This window comes from Streptomyces sp. M92, assembly GCF_028473745.1.
In the GTDB taxonomy this organism is placed as follows: domain Bacteria; phylum Actinomycetota; class Actinomycetes; order Streptomycetales; family Streptomycetaceae; genus Streptomyces.
In genome coordinates, this window is the sequence record NZ_CP101137.1 from 2537268 (window position 1) to 2558754 (window position 21487).

At 68.9% G+C, this 21487-nt stretch carries 14 protein-coding genes and 2 pseudogenes; 11 read left to right on the forward strand and 5 right to left on the reverse strand.

Annotation, left to right across the window (positions count from 1 at the left end; all coding sequences use genetic code 11):
• The first annotated feature begins 94 nt into the window (after window positions 1-94).
• Window positions 95-3580: a DNA-directed RNA polymerase subunit beta gene (rpoB, locus tag M6G08_RS11595; RefSeq protein ID WP_272587080.1), complete on the forward strand. Its 3486-nt coding sequence runs from the start codon at window positions 95-97 to the stop codon at window positions 3578-3580.
• Between the two features lie 97 nt (window positions 3581-3677).
• Entirely contained in the window at window positions 3678-7577 is a 3900-nt protein-coding gene (locus tag M6G08_RS11600; RefSeq protein WP_272587081.1) for a DNA-directed RNA polymerase subunit beta', read from the forward strand.
• A gap of 73 nt (window positions 7578-7650) precedes the next feature.
• Here M6G08_RS11600 and M6G08_RS11605 read toward each other — a convergent pair whose 3' ends face one another.
• From M6G08_RS11605 to M6G08_RS11615, 3 genes and pseudogenes are all read right to left on the reverse strand, one after another.
• A complete protein-coding gene (locus M6G08_RS11605; RefSeq protein ID WP_272587082.1) occupies window positions 7651-8616 on the reverse strand; it encodes a M48 family metalloprotease in 966 nt (321 codons plus the stop codon).
• A 137-nt stretch (window positions 8617-8753) separates the two neighbouring features.
• Window positions 8754-9128: pseudogene (locus tag M6G08_RS11610) on the reverse strand (Crp/Fnr family transcriptional regulator); the annotation flags it as partial.
• A gap of 22 nt (window positions 9129-9150) precedes the next feature.
• Complete coding sequence (locus M6G08_RS11615) at window positions 9151-10455, reverse strand: putative hexosyltransferase (protein ID WP_272587083.1); 1305 nt, start codon at window positions 10453-10455, stop codon at window positions 9151-9153.
• Between the two features lie 122 nt (window positions 10456-10577).
• Here M6G08_RS11615 and M6G08_RS11620 point away from each other — a divergent pair, with 122 nt between their 5' ends.
• The 7 genes from M6G08_RS11620 to M6G08_RS11650 all read left to right on the forward strand — a co-directional run bounded on the left by M6G08_RS11620 (window position 10578) and on the right by M6G08_RS11650 (window position 17764).
• Window positions 10578-11606 (forward strand): glycosyltransferase, encoded by a 1029-nt coding sequence (locus tag M6G08_RS11620; RefSeq protein WP_272587084.1) that lies wholly within the window; start codon window positions 10578-10580, stop codon window positions 11604-11606.
• A gap of 285 nt (window positions 11607-11891) precedes the next feature.
• Window positions 11892-12263, forward strand: a complete 372-nt coding sequence (rpsL, locus tag M6G08_RS11625; RefSeq protein WP_003948652.1) for a 30S ribosomal protein S12 — start codon at window positions 11892-11894, stop codon at window positions 12261-12263.
• A gap of 2 nt (window positions 12264-12265) precedes the next feature.
• The gene (rpsG, locus tag M6G08_RS11630; RefSeq protein ID WP_003974303.1) at window positions 12266-12736 is read left to right on the forward strand and encodes a 30S ribosomal protein S7; all 471 of its coding nucleotides are present in this window, start codon (window positions 12266-12268) and stop codon (window positions 12734-12736) included.
• A 39-nt stretch (window positions 12737-12775) separates the two neighbouring features.
• A complete protein-coding gene (fusA, locus tag M6G08_RS11635) occupies window positions 12776-14902 on the forward strand; it encodes an elongation factor G (protein WP_272587085.1) in 2127 nt (708 codons plus the stop codon).
• A gap of 173 nt (window positions 14903-15075) precedes the next feature.
• Entirely contained in the window at window positions 15076-16269 is a 1194-nt protein-coding gene (tuf, locus tag M6G08_RS11640) for an elongation factor Tu (RefSeq protein WP_073725144.1), read from the forward strand.
• A gap of 198 nt (window positions 16270-16467) precedes the next feature.
• On the forward strand, window positions 16468-17133 hold the full coding sequence (locus M6G08_RS11645; RefSeq protein WP_272587086.1) for a hypothetical protein: 666 nt from the start codon (window positions 16468-16470) through the stop codon (window positions 17131-17133).
• 145 nt (window positions 17134-17278) lie between these two features.
• Window positions 17279-17764: an SMI1/KNR4 family protein gene (locus tag M6G08_RS11650; RefSeq protein ID WP_272587087.1), complete on the forward strand. Its 486-nt coding sequence runs from the start codon at window positions 17279-17281 to the stop codon at window positions 17762-17764.
• Window positions 17765-17920: 156 nt separating this feature from the next.
• Here M6G08_RS11650 and M6G08_RS35990 read toward each other — a convergent pair.
• Window positions 17921-18229, reverse strand: a pseudogene (locus tag M6G08_RS35990) (DUF5959 family protein); the annotation flags it as partial.
• Between the two features lie 132 nt (window positions 18230-18361).
• Between M6G08_RS35990 and M6G08_RS11655 the strand changes: the two are divergent.
• Together M6G08_RS11655 and M6G08_RS11660 are read left to right on the forward strand one after the other, a co-directional pair.
• Window positions 18362-18730, forward strand: a complete 369-nt coding sequence (locus tag M6G08_RS11655) for a hypothetical protein (protein WP_272587088.1) — start codon at window positions 18362-18364, stop codon at window positions 18728-18730.
• 46 nt (window positions 18731-18776) lie between these two features.
• Window positions 18777-19901 carry a serine/threonine-protein kinase gene (locus M6G08_RS11660; protein ID WP_272587089.1) on the forward strand — a complete coding sequence of 375 codons (1125 nt, stop codon included), beginning with the start codon at window positions 18777-18779 and terminating at the stop codon, window positions 19899-19901.
• Between the two features lie 152 nt (window positions 19902-20053).
• On the opposite strand, the gene M6G08_RS11665 is transcribed toward M6G08_RS11660, so the two are convergent.
• Entirely contained in the window at window positions 20054-21430 is a 1377-nt protein-coding gene (locus M6G08_RS11665) for a carbohydrate-binding protein (RefSeq protein WP_272587090.1), read from the reverse strand.
• Window positions 21431-21487: the final 57 nt, after the last annotated feature.

Consider the following 21487-nt stretch of genomic DNA (forward strand, 5'->3'; position numbering starts at 1 on the left):
GGCTCTTTAGCCACGAAAGGCACCCCCTGTCTCCGTGCACGGAAGAGGGGCCGGTACGCGCGTAGTGAGTCCGAGCCCTCGGAAGGACCCCCTCTTGGCCGCCTCGCGCAATGCCTCGACCGCGAATACGAACAACGCTGCCAGCACCGCCCCGCTGCGCATCTCCTTTGCAAAGATCAAGGAGCCCCTCGAGGTTCCGAACCTTCTCGCGCTGCAAACCGAGAGCTTCGACTGGCTCCTCGGCAACGACGCCTGGAAGGCTCGCGTCGAGTCGGCTCTGGAGTCCGGTCAGGACGTCCCCACCAAGTCCGGTCTGGAAGAGATCTTCGAGGAGATCTCGCCGATCGAGGACTTCTCCGGGTCGATGTCGCTGACGTTCCGCGACCACCGCTTCGAGCCCCCCAAGAACAGCATCGACGAGTGCAAGGACCGCGACTTCACGTACGCGGCCCCGCTCTTCGTCACCGCCGAGTTCACCAACAACGAGACCGGCGAGATCAAGTCCCAGACGGTCTTCATGGGCGACTTCCCGCTCATGACCAACAAGGGCACCTTCGTCATCAACGGCACCGAGCGTGTCGTCGTGTCGCAGCTGGTCCGCTCGCCGGGCGTCTACTTCGACTCCTCCATCGACAAGACGTCCGACAAGGACATCTTCTCCGCCAAGATCATCCCGTCCCGGGGTGCCTGGCTGGAGATGGAGATCGACAAGCGCGACATGGTCGGTGTGCGCATCGACCGCAAGCGCAAGCAGTCCGTGACCGTCCTGCTCAAGGCGCTCGGCTGGACCACCGAGCAGATCCTCGAGGAGTTCGGCGAGTACGAGTCCATGCGCGCCACCCTGGAGAAGGACCACACCCAGGGCCAGGACGACGCGCTGCTCGACATCTACCGCAAGCTGCGTCCGGGCGAGCCCCCCACGCGTGAGGCCGCGCAGACGCTGCTGGAGAACCTGTACTTCAACCCGAAGCGCTACGACCTCGCCAAGGTCGGCCGCTACAAGGTCAACAAGAAGCTCGGCGCGGACGAGCCGCTGGACGCCGGCGTGCTCACCACCGACGACGTCATCGCCACCATCAAGTACCTGGTGAAGCTGCACGCCGGTGAGACCGAGACGATCGGCGAGTCCGGCCGGGAGATCGTCGTCGAGACCGACGACATCGACCACTTCGGCAACCGCCGCATCCGCAACGTCGGCGAGCTGATCCAGAACCAGGTCCGTACGGGGCTGGCCCGTATGGAGCGCGTCGTGCGCGAGCGCATGACCACCCAGGACGTCGAGGCGATCACGCCGCAGACCCTGATCAACATCCGGCCGGTCGTCGCCTCCATCAAGGAGTTCTTCGGCACCAGCCAGCTGTCCCAGTTCATGGACCAGAACAACCCGCTGTCGGGGCTGACGCACAAGCGTCGTCTGAACGCCCTCGGCCCGGGTGGTCTCTCCCGTGAGCGGGCCGGCTTCGAGGTCCGCGACGTGCACCCGTCGCACTACGGCCGCATGTGCCCGATCGAGACGCCCGAAGGCCCGAACATCGGTCTGATCGGCTCGCTCGCCTCGTACGGCCGGATCAACCCGTTCGGTTTCATCGAGACGCCCTACCGCAAGGTCGTCGACGGCCAGGTCACGGACGACGTGGACTACCTGACCGCCGACGAGGAGGACCGCTTCGTCATCGCGCAGGCCAACGCCACGCTCAACGACGACATGCGCTTCTCCGAGGCCCGCGTCCTGGTCCGCCGCCGTGGCGGAGAGGTCGACTACGTCCCCGGTGACGACGTCGACTACATGGACGTCTCGCCGCGCCAGATGGTGTCGGTCGCGACCGCCATGATCCCGTTCCTCGAGCACGACGACGCCAACCGTGCCCTCATGGGCGCGAACATGATGCGTCAGGCGGTGCCGCTCATCAAGAGCGAGTCCCCGCTGGTCGGCACCGGCATGGAGTACCGCTCCGCCGCCGACGCCGGCGACGTGGTCAAGGCCGAGAAGGCGGGTGTGGTCCAGGAGGTCTCCGCGGACTACATCACCACGACCAACGACGACGGCACGTACATCACGTACCGCCTGGCCAAGTTCTCCCGGTCCAACCAGGGCACCTCGGTCAACCAGAAGGTCATCGTCGCCGAGGGCGACCGGGTCATCGAGGGCCAGGTCCTGGCCGACGGCCCGGCCACCGAGAACGGCGAGATGGCGCTCGGCAAGAACCTGCTGGTCGCGTTCATGCCGTGGGAGGGTCACAACTACGAGGACGCGATCATCCTGTCGCAGCGCCTCGTGCAGGACGACGTCCTCTCCTCGATCCACATCGAGGAGCACGAGGTCGACGCCCGTGACACCAAGCTCGGCCCCGAGGAGATCACCCGGGACATCCCGAACGTCTCCGAGGAGGTCCTCGCCGACCTCGACGAGCGCGGCATCATCCGCATCGGTGCCGAGGTCGTCGCCGGCGACATCCTGGTCGGCAAGGTCACGCCCAAGGGTGAGACCGAGCTGACCCCGGAGGAGCGCCTGCTCCGCGCGATCTTCGGTGAGAAGGCGCGCGAGGTCCGCGACACCTCCCTGAAGGTGCCGCACGGCGAGATCGGCAAGGTCATCGGCGTCCGCGTCTTCGACCGCGAGGAGGGCGACGAGCTGCCGCCCGGCGTGAACCAGCTGGTCCGCGTCTACGTCGCACAGAAGCGCAAGATCACCGACGGTGACAAGCTCGCCGGCCGCCACGGCAACAAGGGCGTCATCTCCAAGATCAACCCGATCGAGGACATGCCGTTCCTGGAGGACGGCACGCCCGTCGACATCATCCTGAACCCGCTGGGTGTCCCGTCCCGAATGAACCCGGGACAGGTCCTGGAGATCCACCTCGGCTGGCTCGCCAGCCGCGGCTGGGACGTCTCCGGCCTCGCGGACGAGTGGGCGCAGCGCCTCCAGGCGATCGGCGCCGACAAGGTCGAGCCCGGCACCAACGTCGCCACCCCCGTCTTCGACGGTGCCCGCGAGGACGAGCTGGCCGGCCTGCTCCAGCACACCATCCCGAACCGCGACGGCGAGCGCATGGTGCTCCCGTCCGGCAAGGCGCGGCTGTTCGACGGCCGCAGCGGTGAGCCGTTCCCGGACCCGATCTCGGTCGGGTACATGTACATCCTCAAGCTCCACCACCTGGTCGACGACAAGCTGCACGCCCGGTCGACCGGTCCGTACTCGATGATCACCCAGCAGCCGCTGGGTGGTAAGGCCCAGTTCGGTGGCCAGCGCTTCGGTGAGATGGAGGTGTGGGCGCTGGAGGCTTACGGCGCCGCGTACGCCCTCCAGGAGCTGCTGACCATCAAGTCCGACGACGTCACCGGCCGCGTGAAGGTCTACGAGGCCATCGTCAAGGGCGAGAACATCCCTGAGCCCGGCATCCCCGAGTCCTTCAAGGTGCTCATCAAGGAGATGCAGTCCCTGTGCCTCAACGTGGAGGTGCTGTCCTCGGACGGCATGTCCATCGAGATGCGTGACACCGACGAGGACGTCTTCCGCGCTGCGGAGGAGCTCGGCATCGACCTGTCCCGGCGCGAGCCGAGCAGCGTCGAAGAGGTCTGACGGGAGTCAGGCGGGGCCTCCCACCCGGAGGCCCCGCCGATCCCGCGACCCCCGTTTCAGACCACAGACTTACAACCCTGAGAGGGATTGACGCATAGTGCTCGACGTCAACTTCTTCGACGAGCTCCGGATCGGTCTGGCCACCGCTGACGACATCCGTCAGTGGAGCCACGGCGAGGTCAAGAAGCCCGAGACCATCAACTACCGCACCCTCAAGCCCGAGAAGGACGGACTCTTCTGCGAGAAGATCTTCGGTCCGACCCGGGACTGGGAGTGCTACTGCGGCAAGTACAAGCGCGTCCGCTTCAAGGGCATCATCTGTGAGCGCTGTGGCGTCGAGGTCACGCGCGCCAAGGTGCGCCGTGAGCGGATGGGCCACATCGAGCTGGCCGCCCCCGTCACCCACATCTGGTACTTCAAGGGCGTCCCGTCGCGCCTGGGCTACCTGCTGGACCTGGCGCCGAAGGACCTCGAGAAGGTCATCTACTTCGCCGCGTACATGATCACCTTCGTGGACGAGGAGCGCCGCACCCGCGACCTGCCCTCGCTGGAGGCCCACGTCTCCGTCGAGCGCCAGCAGATCGAGCAGCGCCGCGACTCCGACCTGGAGGCCCGCGCCAAGAAGCTCGAGACCGACCTCGCCGAGCTGGAGGCCGAGGGCGCCAAGGCCGACGTGCGCCGCAAGGTGCGCGAGGGTGCCGAGCGTGAGATGAAGCAGCTGCGCGACCGTGCGCAGCGCGAGATCGACCGCCTCGACGAGGTGTGGAACCGGTTCAAGAACCTCAAGGTCCAGGACCTGGAGGGCGACGAGCTGCTCTACCGCGAGCTGCGCGACCGCTTCGGCACCTACTTCGACGGCTCGATGGGCGCCGCCGCGCTGCAGAAGCGCCTGGAGTCCTTCGACCTCGACGAGGAGGCCGAGCGCCTCCGCGAGATCATCCGCACCGGCAAGGGCCAGAAGAAGACCCGTGCGCTCAAGCGCCTCAAGGTCGTCTCCGCGTTCCTGCAGACCAGCAACAGCCCCAAGGGCATGGTGCTCGACTGCGTGCCGGTCATCCCGCCGGACCTGCGTCCGATGGTGCAGCTGGACGGTGGCCGCTTCGCGACCTCCGACCTGAACGACCTGTACCGCCGTGTCATCAACCGCAACAACCGCCTGAAGCGGCTTCTCGACCTCGGCGCGCCCGAGATCATCGTGAACAACGAGAAGCGCATGCTCCAGGAGGCCGTGGACGCCCTCTTCGACAACGGCCGTCGCGGTCGCCCGGTCACGGGCCCCGGCAACCGTCCGCTGAAGTCCCTGAGCGACATGCTCAAGGGCAAGCAGGGCCGCTTCCGTCAGAACCTGCTCGGCAAGCGAGTCGACTACTCGGCGCGTTCCGTCATCGTCGTCGGCCCGCAGCTGAAGCTGCACCAGTGCGGTCTGCCCAAGGCCATGGCGCTGGAGCTCTTCAAGCCGTTCGTGATGAAGCGCCTGGTCGACCTGAACCACGCGCAGAACATCAAGAGCGCCAAGCGCATGGTCGAGCGCGGCCGCACGGTCGTGTACGACGTGCTCGAAGAGGTCATCGCGGAGCACCCGGTTCTGCTGAACCGTGCGCCCACGCTGCACCGCCTCGGCATCCAGGCCTTCGAGCCGCAGCTGGTCGAGGGCAAGGCCATCCAGATCCACCCGCTCGTCTGCACCGCGTTCAACGCGGACTTCGACGGTGACCAGATGGCCGTCCACCTGCCGCTCTCCGCGGAGGCGCAGGCCGAGGCCCGCATCCTGATGCTGTCCTCGAACAACATCCTCAAGCCGGCCGACGGCCGTCCGGTGACGATGCCGACCCAGGACATGGTCCTCGGGCTGTTCTTCCTCACCACCGACGGCGAGGGCCGCGACCTCAAGGGCGAGGGCCGTGCCTTCGGTTCCGCCGCCGAGGCGATCATGGCGTTCGACGCGGGCGACCTGTCGCTCCAGTCGAAGGTCGACATCCGCTTCCCGGTGGGCACCATCCCGCCCCGCGGCTGGGAGCCCCCGGCCCGCGAGGAGGGTGAGCCGGAGTGGCAGCAGGGTGACACCTTCACCCTGAAGACCACGCTGGGCCGCGCGCTCTTCAACGAGCTGCTGCCCGAGGACTACCCCTTCGTCGACTACGAGGTCGGCAAGAAGCAGCTCTCCGAGATCGTCAACGACCTCGCCGAGCGCTACCCGAAGGTCATCGTGGCGGCGACGCTCGACAACCTGAAGGCGGCCGGCTTCTTCTGGGCCACCCGTTCCGGCGTGACCGTGGCCATCTCCGACGTCGTCGTTCCCGAGGCGAAGAAGGAGATCGTCCGCGGCTACGAGGCGCAGGACGAGAAGGTCCAGAAGCAGTACGAGCGCGGTCTGATCACCAAGGACGAGCGCACGCAGGAGCTCATCGCGATCTGGACCAAGGCGACCAACGAGGTCGCCGAGGCGATGAACGACAACTTCCCGAAGACCAACCCGATCTTCATGATGGTGAACTCGGGTGCACGAGGCAACATGATGCAGATGCGTCAGATCGCCGGTATGCGTGGTCTGGTGTCGAACGCGAAGAACGAGACGATCCCGCGTCCCATCAAGGCCTCCTTCCGTGAGGGCCTGTCCGTGCTGGAGTACTTCATCTCCACGCACGGTGCCCGTAAGGGTCTGGCGGACACCGCTCTGCGTACCGCCGACTCGGGTTACCTCACGCGTCGTCTGGTCGACGTCTCCCAGGACGTCATCATTCGCGAGGAGGACTGCGGCACCGAGCGCGGTCTCAAGCTGCCGATCGCCACGCGCGACGCGGACGGCACGCTGCACAAGGCCGAGGACGTCGAGACCAGCGTGTACGCCCGCATGCTCGCCGAGGACGTCGTCATCGACGGCAAGGTGATCGCGCCGGCCAACGTCGACCTCGGTGACGTGCTCATCGACCAGCTCGTGCGCCACGGTGTCGAGGAGGTCAAGACCCGCTCGATCCTGACCTGCGAGTCCCAGGTCGGCACCTGCGCCATGTGCTACGGCCGCTCGCTGGCCACCGGCAAGCTGGTCGACATCGGTGAGGCGGTCGGCATCATCGCCGCCCAGTCCATCGGTGAGCCCGGTACCCAGCTGACGATGCGTACCTTCCACACCGGTGGTGTGGCCGGTGACGACATCACCCAGGGTCTGCCGCGTGTCGTCGAGCTCTTCGAGGCCCGTACCCCGAAGGGTGTCGCCCCGATCTCCGAGGCCTCCGGCCGCGTCCGGATCGAGGAGACCGAGAAGACCAAGAAGATCGTCGTCACCCCGGACGACGGCAGCGACGAGACGGCGTTCCCGATCTCGAAGCGTGCCCGTCTGCTGGTGGGCGAGGGCGACCACGTCGAGGTGGGCCAGAAGCTCACCGTGGGTGCCACCAACCCGCACGACGTGCTGCGCATCCTGGGCCAGCGTGCCGTCCAGGTCCACCTGGTCGGCGAGGTCCAGAAGGTCTACAACTCGCAGGGCGTGTCGATCCACGACAAGCACATCGAGATCATCATCCGGCAGATGCTGCGCCGCGTGACGATCATCGAGTCCGGCGACGCCGAGCTGCTGCCCGGCGAGCTGGTGGAGCGCTCGAAGTTCGAGACCGAGAACCGTCGTGTGGTCCAGGAGGGCGGTCACCCGGCCTCCGGTCGTCCGCAGCTGATGGGTATCACCAAGGCCTCGCTGGCGACGGAATCCTGGCTGTCGGCCGCCTCCTTCCAGGAGACGACCCGAGTCCTGACGGACGCGGCGATCAACGCCAAGTCCGACAGCCTCATCGGCCTCAAGGAGAACGTCATCATCGGTAAGCTCATCCCGGCCGGTACGGGTCTGTCCCGCTACCGCAACATCCGGGTCGAGCCGACCGAGGAGGCCAAGGCCGCGATGTACTCGGCCGTCGGCTACGACGACATCGACTACTCGCCGTTCGGCACGGGCTCCGGCCAGGCCGTTCCGCTGGAGGACTACGACTACGGTCCGTACAACCAGTAAGCGAGTGCTCGCTTGACCGACCGAAGGGCGGCCACCCCCGTGGGGTGGCCGCCCTTCGGCGTGTCCGGGCGCGTCAGCGGGTCCGTTGGAGGTGGGGTTCCAGGGCGCGCATGCGGGTGTAGTTGTCGGGGTGCGAGGAGAGCAGCTTCGCCAGGCCCGAGGGCTGCTTGAGCCATTGGCCCTGGGCCGCGGCGAGGGCCTTCGCGGTGTCCTCCTCGGCCTGGAAATGGTGCAGCACCTCGGTGAGCTGCGGGGCGAAGCCCAGGGCGGCCGCCGCCTGGTCGGCGCGCAGCTCACCCTGGCGGCCGGCGTAGGCGAGCAGGTGCGGCGCCGCCACCAGGGGGACGGCGATGTACGGGACGGCCATGAAGGCGGCCACCAGCACACAGCCCAGGAAGAGGTACAGGACCCCGGTCGCCGCGACCGAGAACACGCGGGAGACGGCGAGCGCCGCCCGGGCGAACCCGCGGGCGACGGCCCAGGCGATCCGGCCGGGCAGCGAGTACCAGTAGCCGAGCAGTCCGGCCCAGGCGTGGCCGCCCGTGTGGTGGCCCAGTTCGTGGGCGAGTACGGCGGCCAGGTTGCTGCTCGGGATCCGGTTGAGGGCGTAGGTGGTGACGCCGACGATGTGGCCGGCGGCCGCGCTCGCGTTCAGGTCGGTGCTGTTCTCGATCATCAGCTCGTAGGTGTCGCCCTCGATGCCCGCGCGGGCGGTCACCTCGCGCCAGATCGGTTCCAGGCGGGTGCGTTCCTCGGCGAGCGGGGCCCGCAGTTCGAGCACCCGCCGGGCGAAGAGCAGTTCGGTGGGTCGGTGGAAGACGAGGGCACCGGACGCCAGCCAGGCCAGCAGGAGCACCGGGCCCATGACTGGCCCGAACGTCGTGAAGGTGAACACCGCGACCACGGCGAGGCTCACCAGGAACCCGGGGATCTGGGTCGCGAGCTGCCAGACGGCGGTGGCATCGGCGCCCCGCTGACGCTCGGCCACGTGGACGCGTGAGCCCTCGTGGCGGTAGTCGAGGTGGTCCGGGGCGGTCACCGGCCGCGGCATGAAGGGGGCGGGTCCGGGCTGCGGAGGAGCTACGGACGCCGGGTGGGGAAGCCCGCCGGCGGGGTACTGCGGGGCGGGGCAGGGGGCGGCGGTGATGTCGGGGTGGGGCGGGAGTGGCTGGGGGGCTTGCTGAGCGGGACGGCGAGCGCGACGCCCCCGCTCGTGCGGCGTCCGTGGGTGCGCGCCAGGTCGAGCAGCAGCACCGCGAAGCGCTGGCGCACGTTCATCGACGCGAACTCCAGGCGGCGCCGGTCGGCGGCCCGGGTGCGGTCCGCGGTGAGGCCGAGCAGGGCGAACGAGGCGGCGGGCGAACGGTTCAGGAAATCCTTGAAGCGCTCGTGCTCCATGGCCACCGCCCGCACCGGCTCCAGGGCGGTCACCGTCGCCGATCGCGGCCGGCCGGTCAGCGCGGCCGACCCGCCGATGACGTCACCGGGGCCGCGCAGGGCGAGCAGGGCCTCGTACCCGTTGGCGGCGGAGGCGGTGACCTTGGTCCAGCCCAGCGCGATCCGGCCAAATCGGCTAGGGCACGCCCAGCTCGAAGATGACGTAGTGCGCGTACCAGCCGGAGGCGAGCGCGGCCGTGGAGAAGAAGACCACCAGGCTCGGGAGCTTGAGGCGGGCCAGCGCCGCGGCCGGGGCGAGGAGCAGTGGGAAGGCCGGCAGCAGGTAGCGCATGGTGTTGCCGAACATCTGCTGGGTGCCCAGGACCGTGATGATCGTCGCCAGGGTGTAGGCGACGAGGACCAGCGGGGGCTTCTTGCGCAGCATCAGGGCGATGAGGAAGGGCAGCGCCAGGACCAGTTGGAGGGAGAGCAGGTCCGGGGTGGAGAAGGCGAAGACGTAGTCGCCCTTGCCCACCGCGAGGTTGCGCAGCACGTCCAGGGTGTAGGCGCCGTAGTCGAAGAAGTGCGCCCAGCCCTCGCGCTGGAGGGTGAAGTACGCGGTGGCCTCGCCGGTGCTGTAGCCGACCCAGGCTATGTAGCCGAGCAGGCCCAGGGGCGCCATGACCATGGCGTAGACCGGGCCCCGTATCCCGTGCTCGCGACGGCCGGCCGGGCGGGCGACGGTCACCAGCGCGGCGAGCCCCACGGCGCCGATGAGGACGGCGGAGGTGGGGCGGTTCAGGCCGGCGGTGAAGGCGAGCAGGCCGGCCGTCACCCAGCGGCCGGTCATCACGGCGTAGCAGGCCCAGGCGGCGATGGCGACGAACAGGGACTCGGAGTAGACCGCCCACTCGACACCGGCGCCCGGAGCAACGGCCCACAGGCCGGCGGCGACGGTGCCGGCGCGGGCCCCGGCGACCAGGCGGACCACGGCGAAGACGCCCGCCGCGGCGATGAAGGAGAAGACGACGGAGACGAGGATGCCGGAGCCGTACAGGCCGAGGCCGGTGGTCTCCGAGACCATGCGGATCAGGGCCGGGTAGAGCGGGAAGAAGGCGACCGAGTTCTGCTGGACCGTGAAGATGCCGTCGCCGCCGAGCCGGACCAGCGAGGGGCTGTAGCCGTGCTCGGCGACCTGGAGGTACCACCAGCCGTCCCAGGTGGCCAGGACGTCCCACCAGTGGGCGCCGCCGCCGAAGCGCGGGTTCTTGCCCTTGTAGTCCCCGGCGTACTCCAGCAGGGAGGCGAAGACCGCGAGGCCGACGAGCTTCGTGACGGCGTACAGGGCGAGCGCGGGCAGGTAGGGGCGGGCGGTGTCCGGCAGGGGCGGGAGCCAGGTCCGCCGGTCGCGCGGAGGGCGCTCCTTGCGGGAGTCGTCGGACAGTCCGTCCCGGGTGCCGCGTGACCCGTCGGTCACCGTGTCGTCGGCAGCCGTGTCCATGGCTGTCATCCCCCTCGGTACGCCCTCAAGCGTCAGTTGCTGCCATAAGATCGCACAAGAGTCGCACATTTGTGCTCAGTGCTCAGTGCTCAGTGCTCAGGACTCGGGGGAGGGGAGGCGTGGTGCCCGAGGAACCGGACGCGGAACGGCGGCAGCCGGTCGTGCTGTCGGTCGTCATTCCGATGTACAACGAGGAAGAGGTCCTGCCCGCGCTGGTCAGCAGGTTGCGGCCGGTCCTCGACGAGCTGGGCGTCCCGCACGAGGTCGTCGCGGTGGACGACGGCAGCGGGGACCGCACGGCGGAGCTGCTCGCCGCCTTCCGGCTCGGCTGGCCGGAGCTGCGCGTGGTCGCGCTGCGGCGCAATTCCGGCCATCAGGCGGCTCTGACCGCCGGTCTGGACCGGGCGGCGGGTGCCTACGTCGTCAGCATCGACGCCGACCTCCAGGACCCGCCGGAGAAGATTCCCGAGATGCTGGCGCTGGCCCGCGCCGAGGGCCTCGACATCGTCTACGGGGTGCGGGCCGACCGCAGCAGCGACACCGGGTTCAAGCGGTGGACGGCGGGCGCCTACTACCGGCTGATGCGGCGCCTGGCGGGCCCGTCGGTCACCGCGCAGGCCGGTGACTTCAGGCTGCTCAGCCGCGCGGCGGTGGACGCCCTGAAGGCGCTGCCGGACCAGCAGCGGGTCTACCGCCTCCTGGTGCCCTGGCTGGGCTTCCCGAGCGGTCAGGTGACCTACGAGCGCGTCCCGCGCCCCGCCGGGCGCACCAAGTACCCGCTGGGCCGGATGATCCGCCTCGCGGTCGACAGCGTCACGGGCTTCTCCGCCGCCCCGCTGCGCATCGCCACCTGGCTGGGTGCCGGCGCCTTCCTGGTCTGCCTGGGCCTGCTGGGCTACACCCTGACCGCCTTCGCGCTGGGGTGGACGGTGCCCGGCTGGACCTCCCTGCTCGCGAGCATCGTGTTCATCGGCGCCGTGCAGCTGATCTGTGTCGGTCTGCTCGGGGAGTACGTCGGGCGCATCTACACGGCCGTGCAGAACCGGCCGACGTACTTCGTGCGGCACGACACGGCGGCGTCGACGAAGGGCGGGGAGCCCGCCGGGGAGCCCCGGGAGTCCGAAGCGCGGGTGCCCGTGCCCAGGGTCTGATCCCTGGAGCCGACCGGGACGAACCGGAACAGTCCGGGTGTCGCTGCCGGTCCCGCCCATTTGTTTTGACCGCAGCGAATGCGATAGGTACGCTCAGACCTTGTGCCTGGGGTGTGCCCTGGCCCTCGTGCGTGCCTACGACCGCACCGGGGCGTGCGTGGCCACCGTAAATCGCGTCTTCTTCCGCCCTGCGGCCGGAGCTCGCGGCTTCGACACACCCGACCGCGTGGGTCGGTGACGTTCCAGGTTAGCTTTACCATTCGGCACACAGAAACCGGAGAAGTAGTGCCTACGATCCAGCAGCTGGTCCGTAAGGGCCGGCAGGACAAGGTCGAGAAGAACAAGACGCCCGCACTCGAGGGTTCCCCTCAGCGTCGCGGCGTCTGCACGCGTGTGTTCACGACCACCCCGAAGAAGCCGAACTCGGCCCTGCGTAAGGTCGCGCGTGTGCGTCTGACCAGCGGGATCGAGGTCACCGCTTACATTCCGGGTGAGGGGCACAACCTGCAGGAGCACTCCATCGTGCTCGTGCGCGGCGGCCGTGTGAAGGACCTGCCGGGTGTTCGCTACAAGATCATCCGCGGTTCGCTTGACACCCAGGGTGTGAAGAACCGCAAGCAGGCCCGCAGCCGCTACGGCGCCAAGAAGGAGAAGTAAGAATGCCTCGTAAGGGCCCCGCCCCGAAGCGCCCGGTCATCATCGACCCGGTCTACGGTTCTCCTCTGGTGACCTCCCTGATCAACAAGGTGCTGCTGAACGGCAAGCGCTCCACCGCTGAGCGCATCGTCTACGGCGCCATGGAGGGTCTGCGCGAGAAGACCGGCAACGACCCGGTCATCACGCTCAAGCGCGCTCTCGAGAACATCAAGCCGACCCTCGAGGTCAAGTCCCGCCGTGTCGGTGGTGCGACGTACCAGGTGCCGATCGAGGTCAAGCCCGGTCGCGCCAACACCCTCGCGCTGCGCTGGCTGGTCGGTTACTCCCGCGCCCGTCGCGAGAAGACCATGACCGAGCGTCTGCTCAACGAGCTCCTCGACGCCTCCAACGGCCTCGGTGCCGCTGTGAAGAAGCGCGAGGACACGCACAAGATGGCCGAGTCCAACAAGGCCTTCGCGCACTACCGCTGGTAGTCGCTACCCACATCGAGACCGAGAGAAGACTGAAGCCTTATGGCTACCACTTCACTTGACCTGGCCAAGGTCCGCAACATCGGGATCATGGCCCACATCGACGCGGGCAAGACGACCACCACCGAGCGGATCCTGTTCTACACGGGTGTGTCGTACAAGATCGGTGAGGTCCACGACGGCGCCGCCACGATGGACTGGATGGAGCAGGAGCAGGAGCGTGGCATCACGATCACGTCTGCTGCGACCACCTGCCACTGGCCGCTCGAGGACAACGACTACACGATCAACATCATCGACACCCCGGGGCACGTCGACTTCACCGTAGAGGTGGAGCGTTCCCTGCGTGTGCTCGACGGTGCCGTGACCGTGTTCGACGGTGTCGCCGGTGTCGAGCCGCAGTCCGAGACGGTGTGGCGTCAGGCCGACCGTTACGGCGTGCCGCGCATCTGCTTCGTCAACAAGCTGGACCGCACCGGCGCCGAGTTCCACCGCTGCGTGGAGATGATCTCGGACCGCCTGGGCGCCCAGCCGCTCGTCATGCAGCTCCCGATCGGTGCCGAGGCCGACTTCCAGGGCGTCGTGGACCTCGTCCGCATGAAGGCGCTCGTGTGGTCCGCCGAGGCGGCCAAGGGCGAGATGTACGAGACCGTCGACATCCCGGCCACGCACACCGAGGCCGCCGAGGAGTGGCGCGGCAAGCTGGTCGAGGCCGTCGCGGAGAACGACGAAGAGATCATGGAGCTGTTCCTGGAGGGCCAGGAGCCCACCGAGGAGCAGCTGTACGCCGCGATCCGTCGTATCACCATCGCGTCCGGCAAGTCCGACGAGACCACCGTCACCCCGGTGTTCTGCGGCACCGCGTTCAAGAACAAGGGCGTCCAGCCCCTGCTCGACGCGGTCGTGCGCTACCTGCCGACCCCGCTCGACGTCGAGGCCATCGAGGGCCAGGACGTCAAGGACCCCGAGGTCGTCATCAAGCGCAAGCCGTCCGAGGACGAGCCGCTGGCCGCGCTCGCGTTCAAGATCATGAGCGACCCGCACCTCGGCAAGCTCACCTTCGTCCGGGTCTACTCGGGCCGCCTGGAGTCCGGCACCGCGGTGCTGAACTCCGTCAAGGGCAAGAAGGAGCGCATCGGCAAGATCTACCGCATGCACGCCAACAAGCGTGAGGAGATCGAGTCGGTGGGCGCCGGCGACATCGTCGCCGTCATGGGCCTGAAGCAGACCACCACCGGTGAGACGCTGTCCGACGACAAGAACCCGGTCATCCTGGAGTCCATGGACTTCCCGGCGCCGGTCATCGAGGTCGCGATCGAGCCCAAGTCCAAGGGCGACCAGGAGAAGCTGGGTGTCGCCATCCAGCGTCTCGCGGAGGAGGACCCCTCCTTCCAGGTGCACACCAACGAGGAGACCGGCCAGACCGTCATCGGCGGTATGGGCGAGCTTCACCTCGAGGTGCTGGTCGACCGGATGAAGCGCGAGTTCAAGGTCGAGGCCAACGTCGGCAAGCCGCAGGTCGCGTACCGCGAGACGATCCGCAAGACCGTCGAGCGCGTGGACTACACCCACAAGAAGCAGACCGGTGGTACCGGTCAGTTCGCCAAGGTGCAGATCGCGATCGAGCCGATCGAGGGCGGCGACGCCTCGTACGAGTTCGTGAACAAGGTCACCGGTGGCCGCATCCCGAAGGAGTACATCCCTTCGGTGGACGCGGGTGCGCAGGAGGCCATGCAGTTCGGCATCCTGGCCGGCTACGAGATGACGGGCGTCCGCGTCACGCTCATCGACGGTGGCTACCACGAGGTCGACTCCTCCGAGCTCGCCTTCAAGATCGCCGGTTCGCAGGCCTTCAAGGAGGCCGCGCGCAAGGCTTCGCCCGTGCTCCTGGAGCCGATGATGGCCGTCGAGGTCACCACGCCCGAGGACTACATGGGTGAGGTCATCGGCGACATCAACTCCCGCCGTGGCCACATCCAGGCCATGGAGGAGCGTGCGGGCGCCCGCGTCGTCAAGGGCCTCGTGCCCCTGTCGGAGATGTTCGGCTACGTCGGCGACCTCCGCAGCAAGACGTCGGGTCGCGCAAGCTACTCGATGCAGTTCGACTCCTACGCCGAGGTTCCCCGGAACGTCGCCGAGGAGATCATCGCGAAGGCCAAGGGCGAGTAACGGGCTACTCCGTTTAACGGACCCCGTTCTCACGCTTTAGGCTTGACCCCGGAGCCTGCATGGGGCATTCCGCCGTGAACCCGGCGGAATGCCCCCGGCACCCGGGCTTTCCAGCAAAGATCACCTGGCGCCGATGAGTAAGGCGTACAGAACCACTCCACAGGAGGACCCCAGTGGCGAAGGCGAAGTTCGAGCGGACTAAGCCGCACGTCAACATCGGCACCATCGGTCACATCGACCACGGTAAGACGACCCTCACGGCCGCCATTACCAAGGTGCTGCACGACGCGTACCCGGACCTGAACGAGGCCTCGGCCTTCGACATGATCGACAAGGCGCCCGAGGAGCGCCAGCGCGGTATCACCATCTCCATCGCGCACGTCGAGTACCAGACCGAGACGCGTCACTACGCGCACGTCGACTGCCCCGGTCACGCGGACTACATCAAGAACATGATCACGGGTGCCGCGCAGATGGACGGCGCCATCCTCGTGGTCGCCGCCACCGACGGCCCGATGCCGCAGACCAAGGAGCACGTGCTCCTGGCCCGCCAGGTCGGCGTTCCGTACATCGTCGTCGCCCTGAACAAGGCCGACATGGTGGACGACGAGGAGATCCTGGAGCTCGTCGAGCTCGAGGTCCGTGAGCTCCTCTCCGAGTACGAGTTCCCGGGCGACGACGTTCCGGTCGTCAAGGTCTCCGCTCTGAAGGCCCTCGAGGGCGACAAGGAGTGGGGCAACTCGGTCCTCGAGCTCATGAAGGCCGTGGACGAGGCCATCCCGGAGCCCGAGCGCGACGTCGACAAGCCGTTCCTGATGCCGATCGAGGACGTCTTCACCATCACCGGTCGCGGTACGGTCGTCACCGGCCGCATCGAGCGTGGTGTCCTCAAGGTCAACGAGACCGTCGACATCATCGGCATCAAGACCGAGAAGACCACCACCACGGTCACCGGCATCGAGATGTTCCGCAAGCTGCTCGACGAGGGCCAGGCCGGTGAGAACGTCGGTCTGCTGCTCCGCGGCATCAAGCGCGAGGACGTCGAGCGCGGCCAGGTCATCATCAAGCCGGGCTCGGTCACCCCGCACACCGAGTTCGAGGCCCAGGCCTACATCCTGTCCAAGGACGAGGGTGGCCGCCACACGCCGTTCTTCAACAACTACCGTCCGCAGTTCTACTTCCGTACGACGGACGTGACCGGCGTCGTGACCCTCCCCGAGGGCACCGAGATGGTCATGCCGGGTGACAACACCGAGATGAAGGTGGAGCTCATCCAGCCCGTCGCCATGGAAGAGGGTCTGAAGTTCGCCATCCGCGAGGGTGGCCGGACGGTCGGCGCCGGCCAGGTCACCAAGATCAACAAGTAAGTTCCGCTTGCTTGTCGGTCAACTGACCTGACATGGGCTGATGCCTGAGAAGGGGCCCGTACGACTTCGGTCGTGCGGGCCCCTTCGTCGTTGCCGGGGGCCTTGAAGCGTCAACGGTGGTGGCCCAGTTGTCACTCGTGCGCGGTAACTGTCGGCATATGCTCCTGGCAATGTCCGGTGCTCTCCTACGTTCGCCGCATGGTCAGTTCATCCCACGAGGCGCTGCACCGGATCTTCCAGGAGGATCCGGCGCTCTTCGCCCGTGCCGTCAAGGCGCTCGGCGTCTCCTTCGCCGAACCGGTCTCCGCGGTACCACTTACCACCGACCTCACCGAGAACCGCCCGGTGGAACGGCGGGTCGACACGCTGCTGCGCATGGAGACCGGCGACAACGGCAGCTTCCTGCTCGCCGTCGAGTCGCAGGGCAATCAGGACCGCGACAAGCCCGCGAGCTGGGCGTACTACTTGTCGCACCTGCACGCCAAGTACCGGCTGCCGCCGGTCCTGCTGGTCGTCTGCGCCGACCGGCGTACGGCTGCCTGGGCGTCCCGGGAGGTCGACATCGGCCCACCGCAGTGGCCCTCGCTCACCGTGCGGCCACTGGTCCTCGGGCCGGACCAGCTGCCCGTGATCGACAGCCCCGACGAGGCGGCGCGCGACATCCCGCTGACCGTACTGTCGGCTGCTCTGCACCGCCGGGACCCGGACGCCGATGCCATACTGAAAGCGCTGGCGTCGGCCCTGAAGGGCCTGTCGGCCGACGACGAGAACACGGCAAGCATCTTCATCGAGCTCACGGAACAAGGCCTCGGCAAGACGCCGGCCGCGGAACTCTGGAGGCAGATCATGGCCGCCGACCTATGAGCGGTGGCTCAGGTTCGTTGACAGCTGACCGTTGAGGTCGAGCTGGGATTCTTGTGATGAATCGACAGAACGCCGCGACAGGCTGGGAGTCAGGATGGATCGGGGTTTTCGGCCGGCCGAGACGGTCGGCCGAAGGTACCGTAGCGTGAGCGTCGACTGGCCCGTGATCGAGAGGCGCTTGGGCACCGCGCTGCCCGCCGACTACAAGGCGTTCTGCGAGACGTTCGGCCGGGGAGAATTCCAGGAGTACCTCACCGTCTACTCCTCCGGGGGCGGCACGGACTCGCAGGTGGCCGAAATCCACGAGGAGAACCGGCGGATCGCCGCGGAGGACGAGGCGGGGGCCGAGTACTACCTGCCGCAGGGGCTGTACCGGCCGGGGTCGGGTTCCGGGCTGCTCCAGTGGGGGGCGAGTGCGCGGGGCGACGAGTTCTTCTGGCTCGCGGACGACTCCCTGTCCCCGGACGCCTGGACGGTGCTGGCCCGTGACGACGCCCAGCACGCGCGCGGCTACGACATGTCCATGAGCGAGTTCGTCCACCGGCTGCTGGCGGACGAGTCGTTCGAGGGCTTCGCAGGAGTCGGGGCGACCGGTCGCACGCCGCCGTTCTCCACCCCGTACCCGCTCTGAAACTCTCGTCGGCTCTCGTCCGGTCGGCATCGGCACACGTGCCGAGGCGAAGACGGTGGCCGGGCTGAGCAAGGCCGACACGGAGCTGGCCCTGCGACGCACCGGTTGCGGGTGCAACCCCTCCCTAGACCAGGGGGAGCGGCATCGGACGGCGGCGAGGAGCGCTCGGTGCCGCTCGATCCAGTCGTCCGGCGCCGCCACCGGAACCGTGACGCAGACCTGGGAAGCGGAGATGTCACACACACTCACTTCCACGCACTCGCTTTCGTTGATAGCGGGCGGAGTGACCTGGACGCGCGGTGATCGTCCGCTTTCCAGCCAGGTCGCCCCCTGGTCTGCCTCAACGGTGTTCAGTGCTTCTTCCCAGGCGTCGTCCGAAAGGGAAATCAGCTCGGTCGGCGGGGAATCGGGCATGGGGTCCCCGTAAGGGGCGGGGCCCATGAGGGCCGGATTGGACTGGGTCATCGTCCTCGGCGTACGGGCGGTCGCCAGAGGTACCCAGGGGGGGGACCAGTCACCGTGACGGAGCGAGGGGTACGCTTCATCACTCCCGTGGCGGACCGGCAGAGGAAGGGCCACCCGTGTTGAGCGGTGTCGGTGAGGTCGAACGCGTGGTGCCGGGGTTGCGCGCACAGCGCGCGGAGCGGCCCAGGAACATCCGCGCGAGCCAAGCTGGAGGCGCTGGAGGACCCGGCCGAGGACGACATGGCCGGTCGCTACGCCCCCCACTCCCGGGCTGGCGGGCTGCTGCACTGCGCCGAGACGAGCTCCGGCGATCTCTTCTACTGGCGCACGGGCGGCACGGATCCAGACTGCTGGCCCGTGGTGAGCACCGGGAACGACGACTGGTGGGAGTACGACAAGGGACTGGTGTCCCTCCTCGCGGGACTGGTCTCGGGCGACGCGACCCGGCGGGGCTTGCCGGACCTGTTCCTCGGCGACGACAGAACGGTGCGGGTGTCGTGACGGGCAGCCGCCATGCGAACGCTTCCGGTCCACAGGGAGGACATCCGTGAATTCGCCCCCGCCCTCCGGTCACGCCGACGGTCCGTCCGACGAGCCGTCCCCCATATCCGACGAGCAGTTGGAGTCGTTCCTGCGGGAGGCCGCCGAAGGTGGTGGCGCCGCCACGCCCAAGGAGCCGTCGGCGCGGGCGCGGATGGTGGCGGCGCGGCTGCGGGATCAGGAGGAGCCGGCGCCCTGGCGTGCCCCGCGACCCGCCCCGAAGCGTCGGCGCCGGTGGGGCACGGTCGTCGGCGTGGTGGCGCTGGCGGCGGTCGCGGTGATCGCCCTGCGGCCCTCCCTGGTGACGGACCACCTCCCCGGCGGAGGGGCGGAGGCCGCCGCCTCGCCGACGCCGCTGCCCGCCGAGACGGCGCGGCCCACCGGCGCTCCCGGAGGCACCGACGGGGCGCGACAGGCCACGCGCGAGCACCCGTTCCGCGGCTCTCCCGCCCTGCGCTGGGCCGACGGCGCCGACGCCATCGAGCTGCCGGAGGCCAGGGCGGTGGCCGGGATGAGCAAGGCCGACGCGGAGCTGGCCCTGCGGCGCACCAAGGAGTTCCTGGTCGCCGCCAACCTCGACCCGGACGTGATCGCGGGCGGGCGGCCCGACAAGGCGCTGGGCCTGCTCGACCCCGAGGCGCAGAAGGACCTGCTGCCGGACCAGCGGCGGGGGCTGCGCGAGCCGTCGCGCGAGTACGACCCCACGGGGCTGTTCAGCCGGTTCGATCCGGATGAGGTGCGGCTCGCGGGCGAGGTGGTCAAGGTACGCGGCCGCATGTCGCTGGCCGGCGGGAAGCCGGGCGAGATAAAGGTGCACGCCGACTACACCTTCGTGTACCCGCTGGCGAAGTCGGACGGGGGCGACCACGTCGAGCGCACCATCGTGCGCCGTGAGATCACGACGCTGCTGCTGGACCCGGACCGCTGGTACGCCACGCCGGGCAAGCTCGCGATCGAGGAGTACAAGGTCAACACGTTCAACACCGCGTGCGACGTGTACGACGGCTACCTGCACCCCGTCTTCCCCGAGGACCGGACGCGGGCGACGGGGCCCTCCGTCGACCCGTACGACCGCAGCGGGGAGATGAGGGAGACGCAGGGGGAGGAGTGCGGCACGGTCACCCGCACCTGACCCACCTCCGTCGGCCGGACGTCGACGTGACCGGGCCCGGGCGCTCTCCCTTCGCGCGCCCGGGCCCGTCCCCGTCACCCCGTGGGCCGTACCCCCCGCGGGCCGTCCCAGGGGCCGTCCCCCGTGGGTCATTCAGCCGTTCATCCAGCCGTTCACACGCGCTGCCACAGCGCCGGAACGTTCGGCGGCTCCCAGCCCGGGTAGGCCTGGTGCCCCTGGATGCAGCGGTAGGTGGCGCCGCCGTACGTCACCGTGTCGCCCGGCTGGTAGACGGTGCCGGCCGCCCAGGTGCCGCCCTCGCCGGGCGGCGGCTCCTCGCCGCCGTCGTCACCGGTCGTCTTCAGGGTGAGCCCGTAGTTCTGGAGCAGCGGGTTGATCGGCTGGAAGAACGTCGTGCCGCCGCTGCGGCAGTCGCCGGAGCCGCCGGAGGTGACGCCCTGCGCCTGGCTGCCGGAGATGTACGAGCCGCCCGAGTCGCCGGGCTCCGCGCACACCGTGGTCCGGGTGACGCCGCTGATGGTGCCCTCGGGGTAGGTCACGCTGGTGTTGTGCTGCTGGACGGTGCCGCAGTGCCAGCCGGTGGTGGAACCGGAACGGCACACCGACGCCCCGACCGGCGCCTGGGTGGACCCGGTCACCTGGACGTTCTGGCCGCCGGCACCGCTGACGTACGGGGTCGCCCGCCAGTTGGAGTTGACCGCCACCCACGCCATGTCCCGGCCCGGGAAGACCGAGCCCTGGAAGGTGCCCTGCGCCACCCGGTTGGACCCGGTGGTGCTCGCCCCGGTCCGTCCGCAGTGACCGGCCGTGGCGAAGCCCTCCTGACCGCCCTTGGTGACGGGGAAGCCGATCGAGCAGCGCCCGCTGTTGTTGATGTAGTACGCCTCGCCGCCCCGCAGGTCGTACAGCGGACGCGGCTTCTCGGCCGCCTTCTCGACGCGTACGGCTCCGGCGTCGACCCCGGCCGCCTCGACGAGGGCACGGGCGGCGGAGGGCCGCGTGGCCTGCACGGTGACCGTGTTCGCCCGTACGTCGACGTACCGGACGGCCGCGTCGGTGGCGTCCCCGCCCCGCTCGGCGGCGGCCCGGTCGATGCGGGCCTTGGCCGCGTCGAGGTCGGCGAGCGAGTGCCGTACGACCTCCGCCACGGCGCCCTGGGCCTCGATCGCGGCGACGTCGGCCGCGTCGGTCGTCGCCACGGTCAGCGTGCCGGACTCGGCGCCCCGCACCCACGCGCCCGCGAAGTCGGCGCCGAGCGCGGCACGGAGCCGGCCCGCGGTGGCGCCCGCGTCGGCCTCGTTGGCGAGACGGCGCTCGGCCTGCTGCCGGTCGAGACCGAGGTCGCGCTCCATGGCCCGGAGCAGGGCGGGCGGCGCGGCGTCGGTGCGCAGGGTCTCGGCCGCGGTGGGGGCGGAGTCGGCGGGTGCCGTCCCGGCGCTCGCGGAGCCGCTGAGCCCGGCCACGAGCAGGGCGGCAGCCGCCACGGCGGCGGCACCCGCGGCTCTGGTGTGTCGGTGACGGTGGGGCATGGGGGATCTCCTCGGTTTCGGTGGGGAGGTGCCGAAACCGTAGGGAGGGCCGACCGG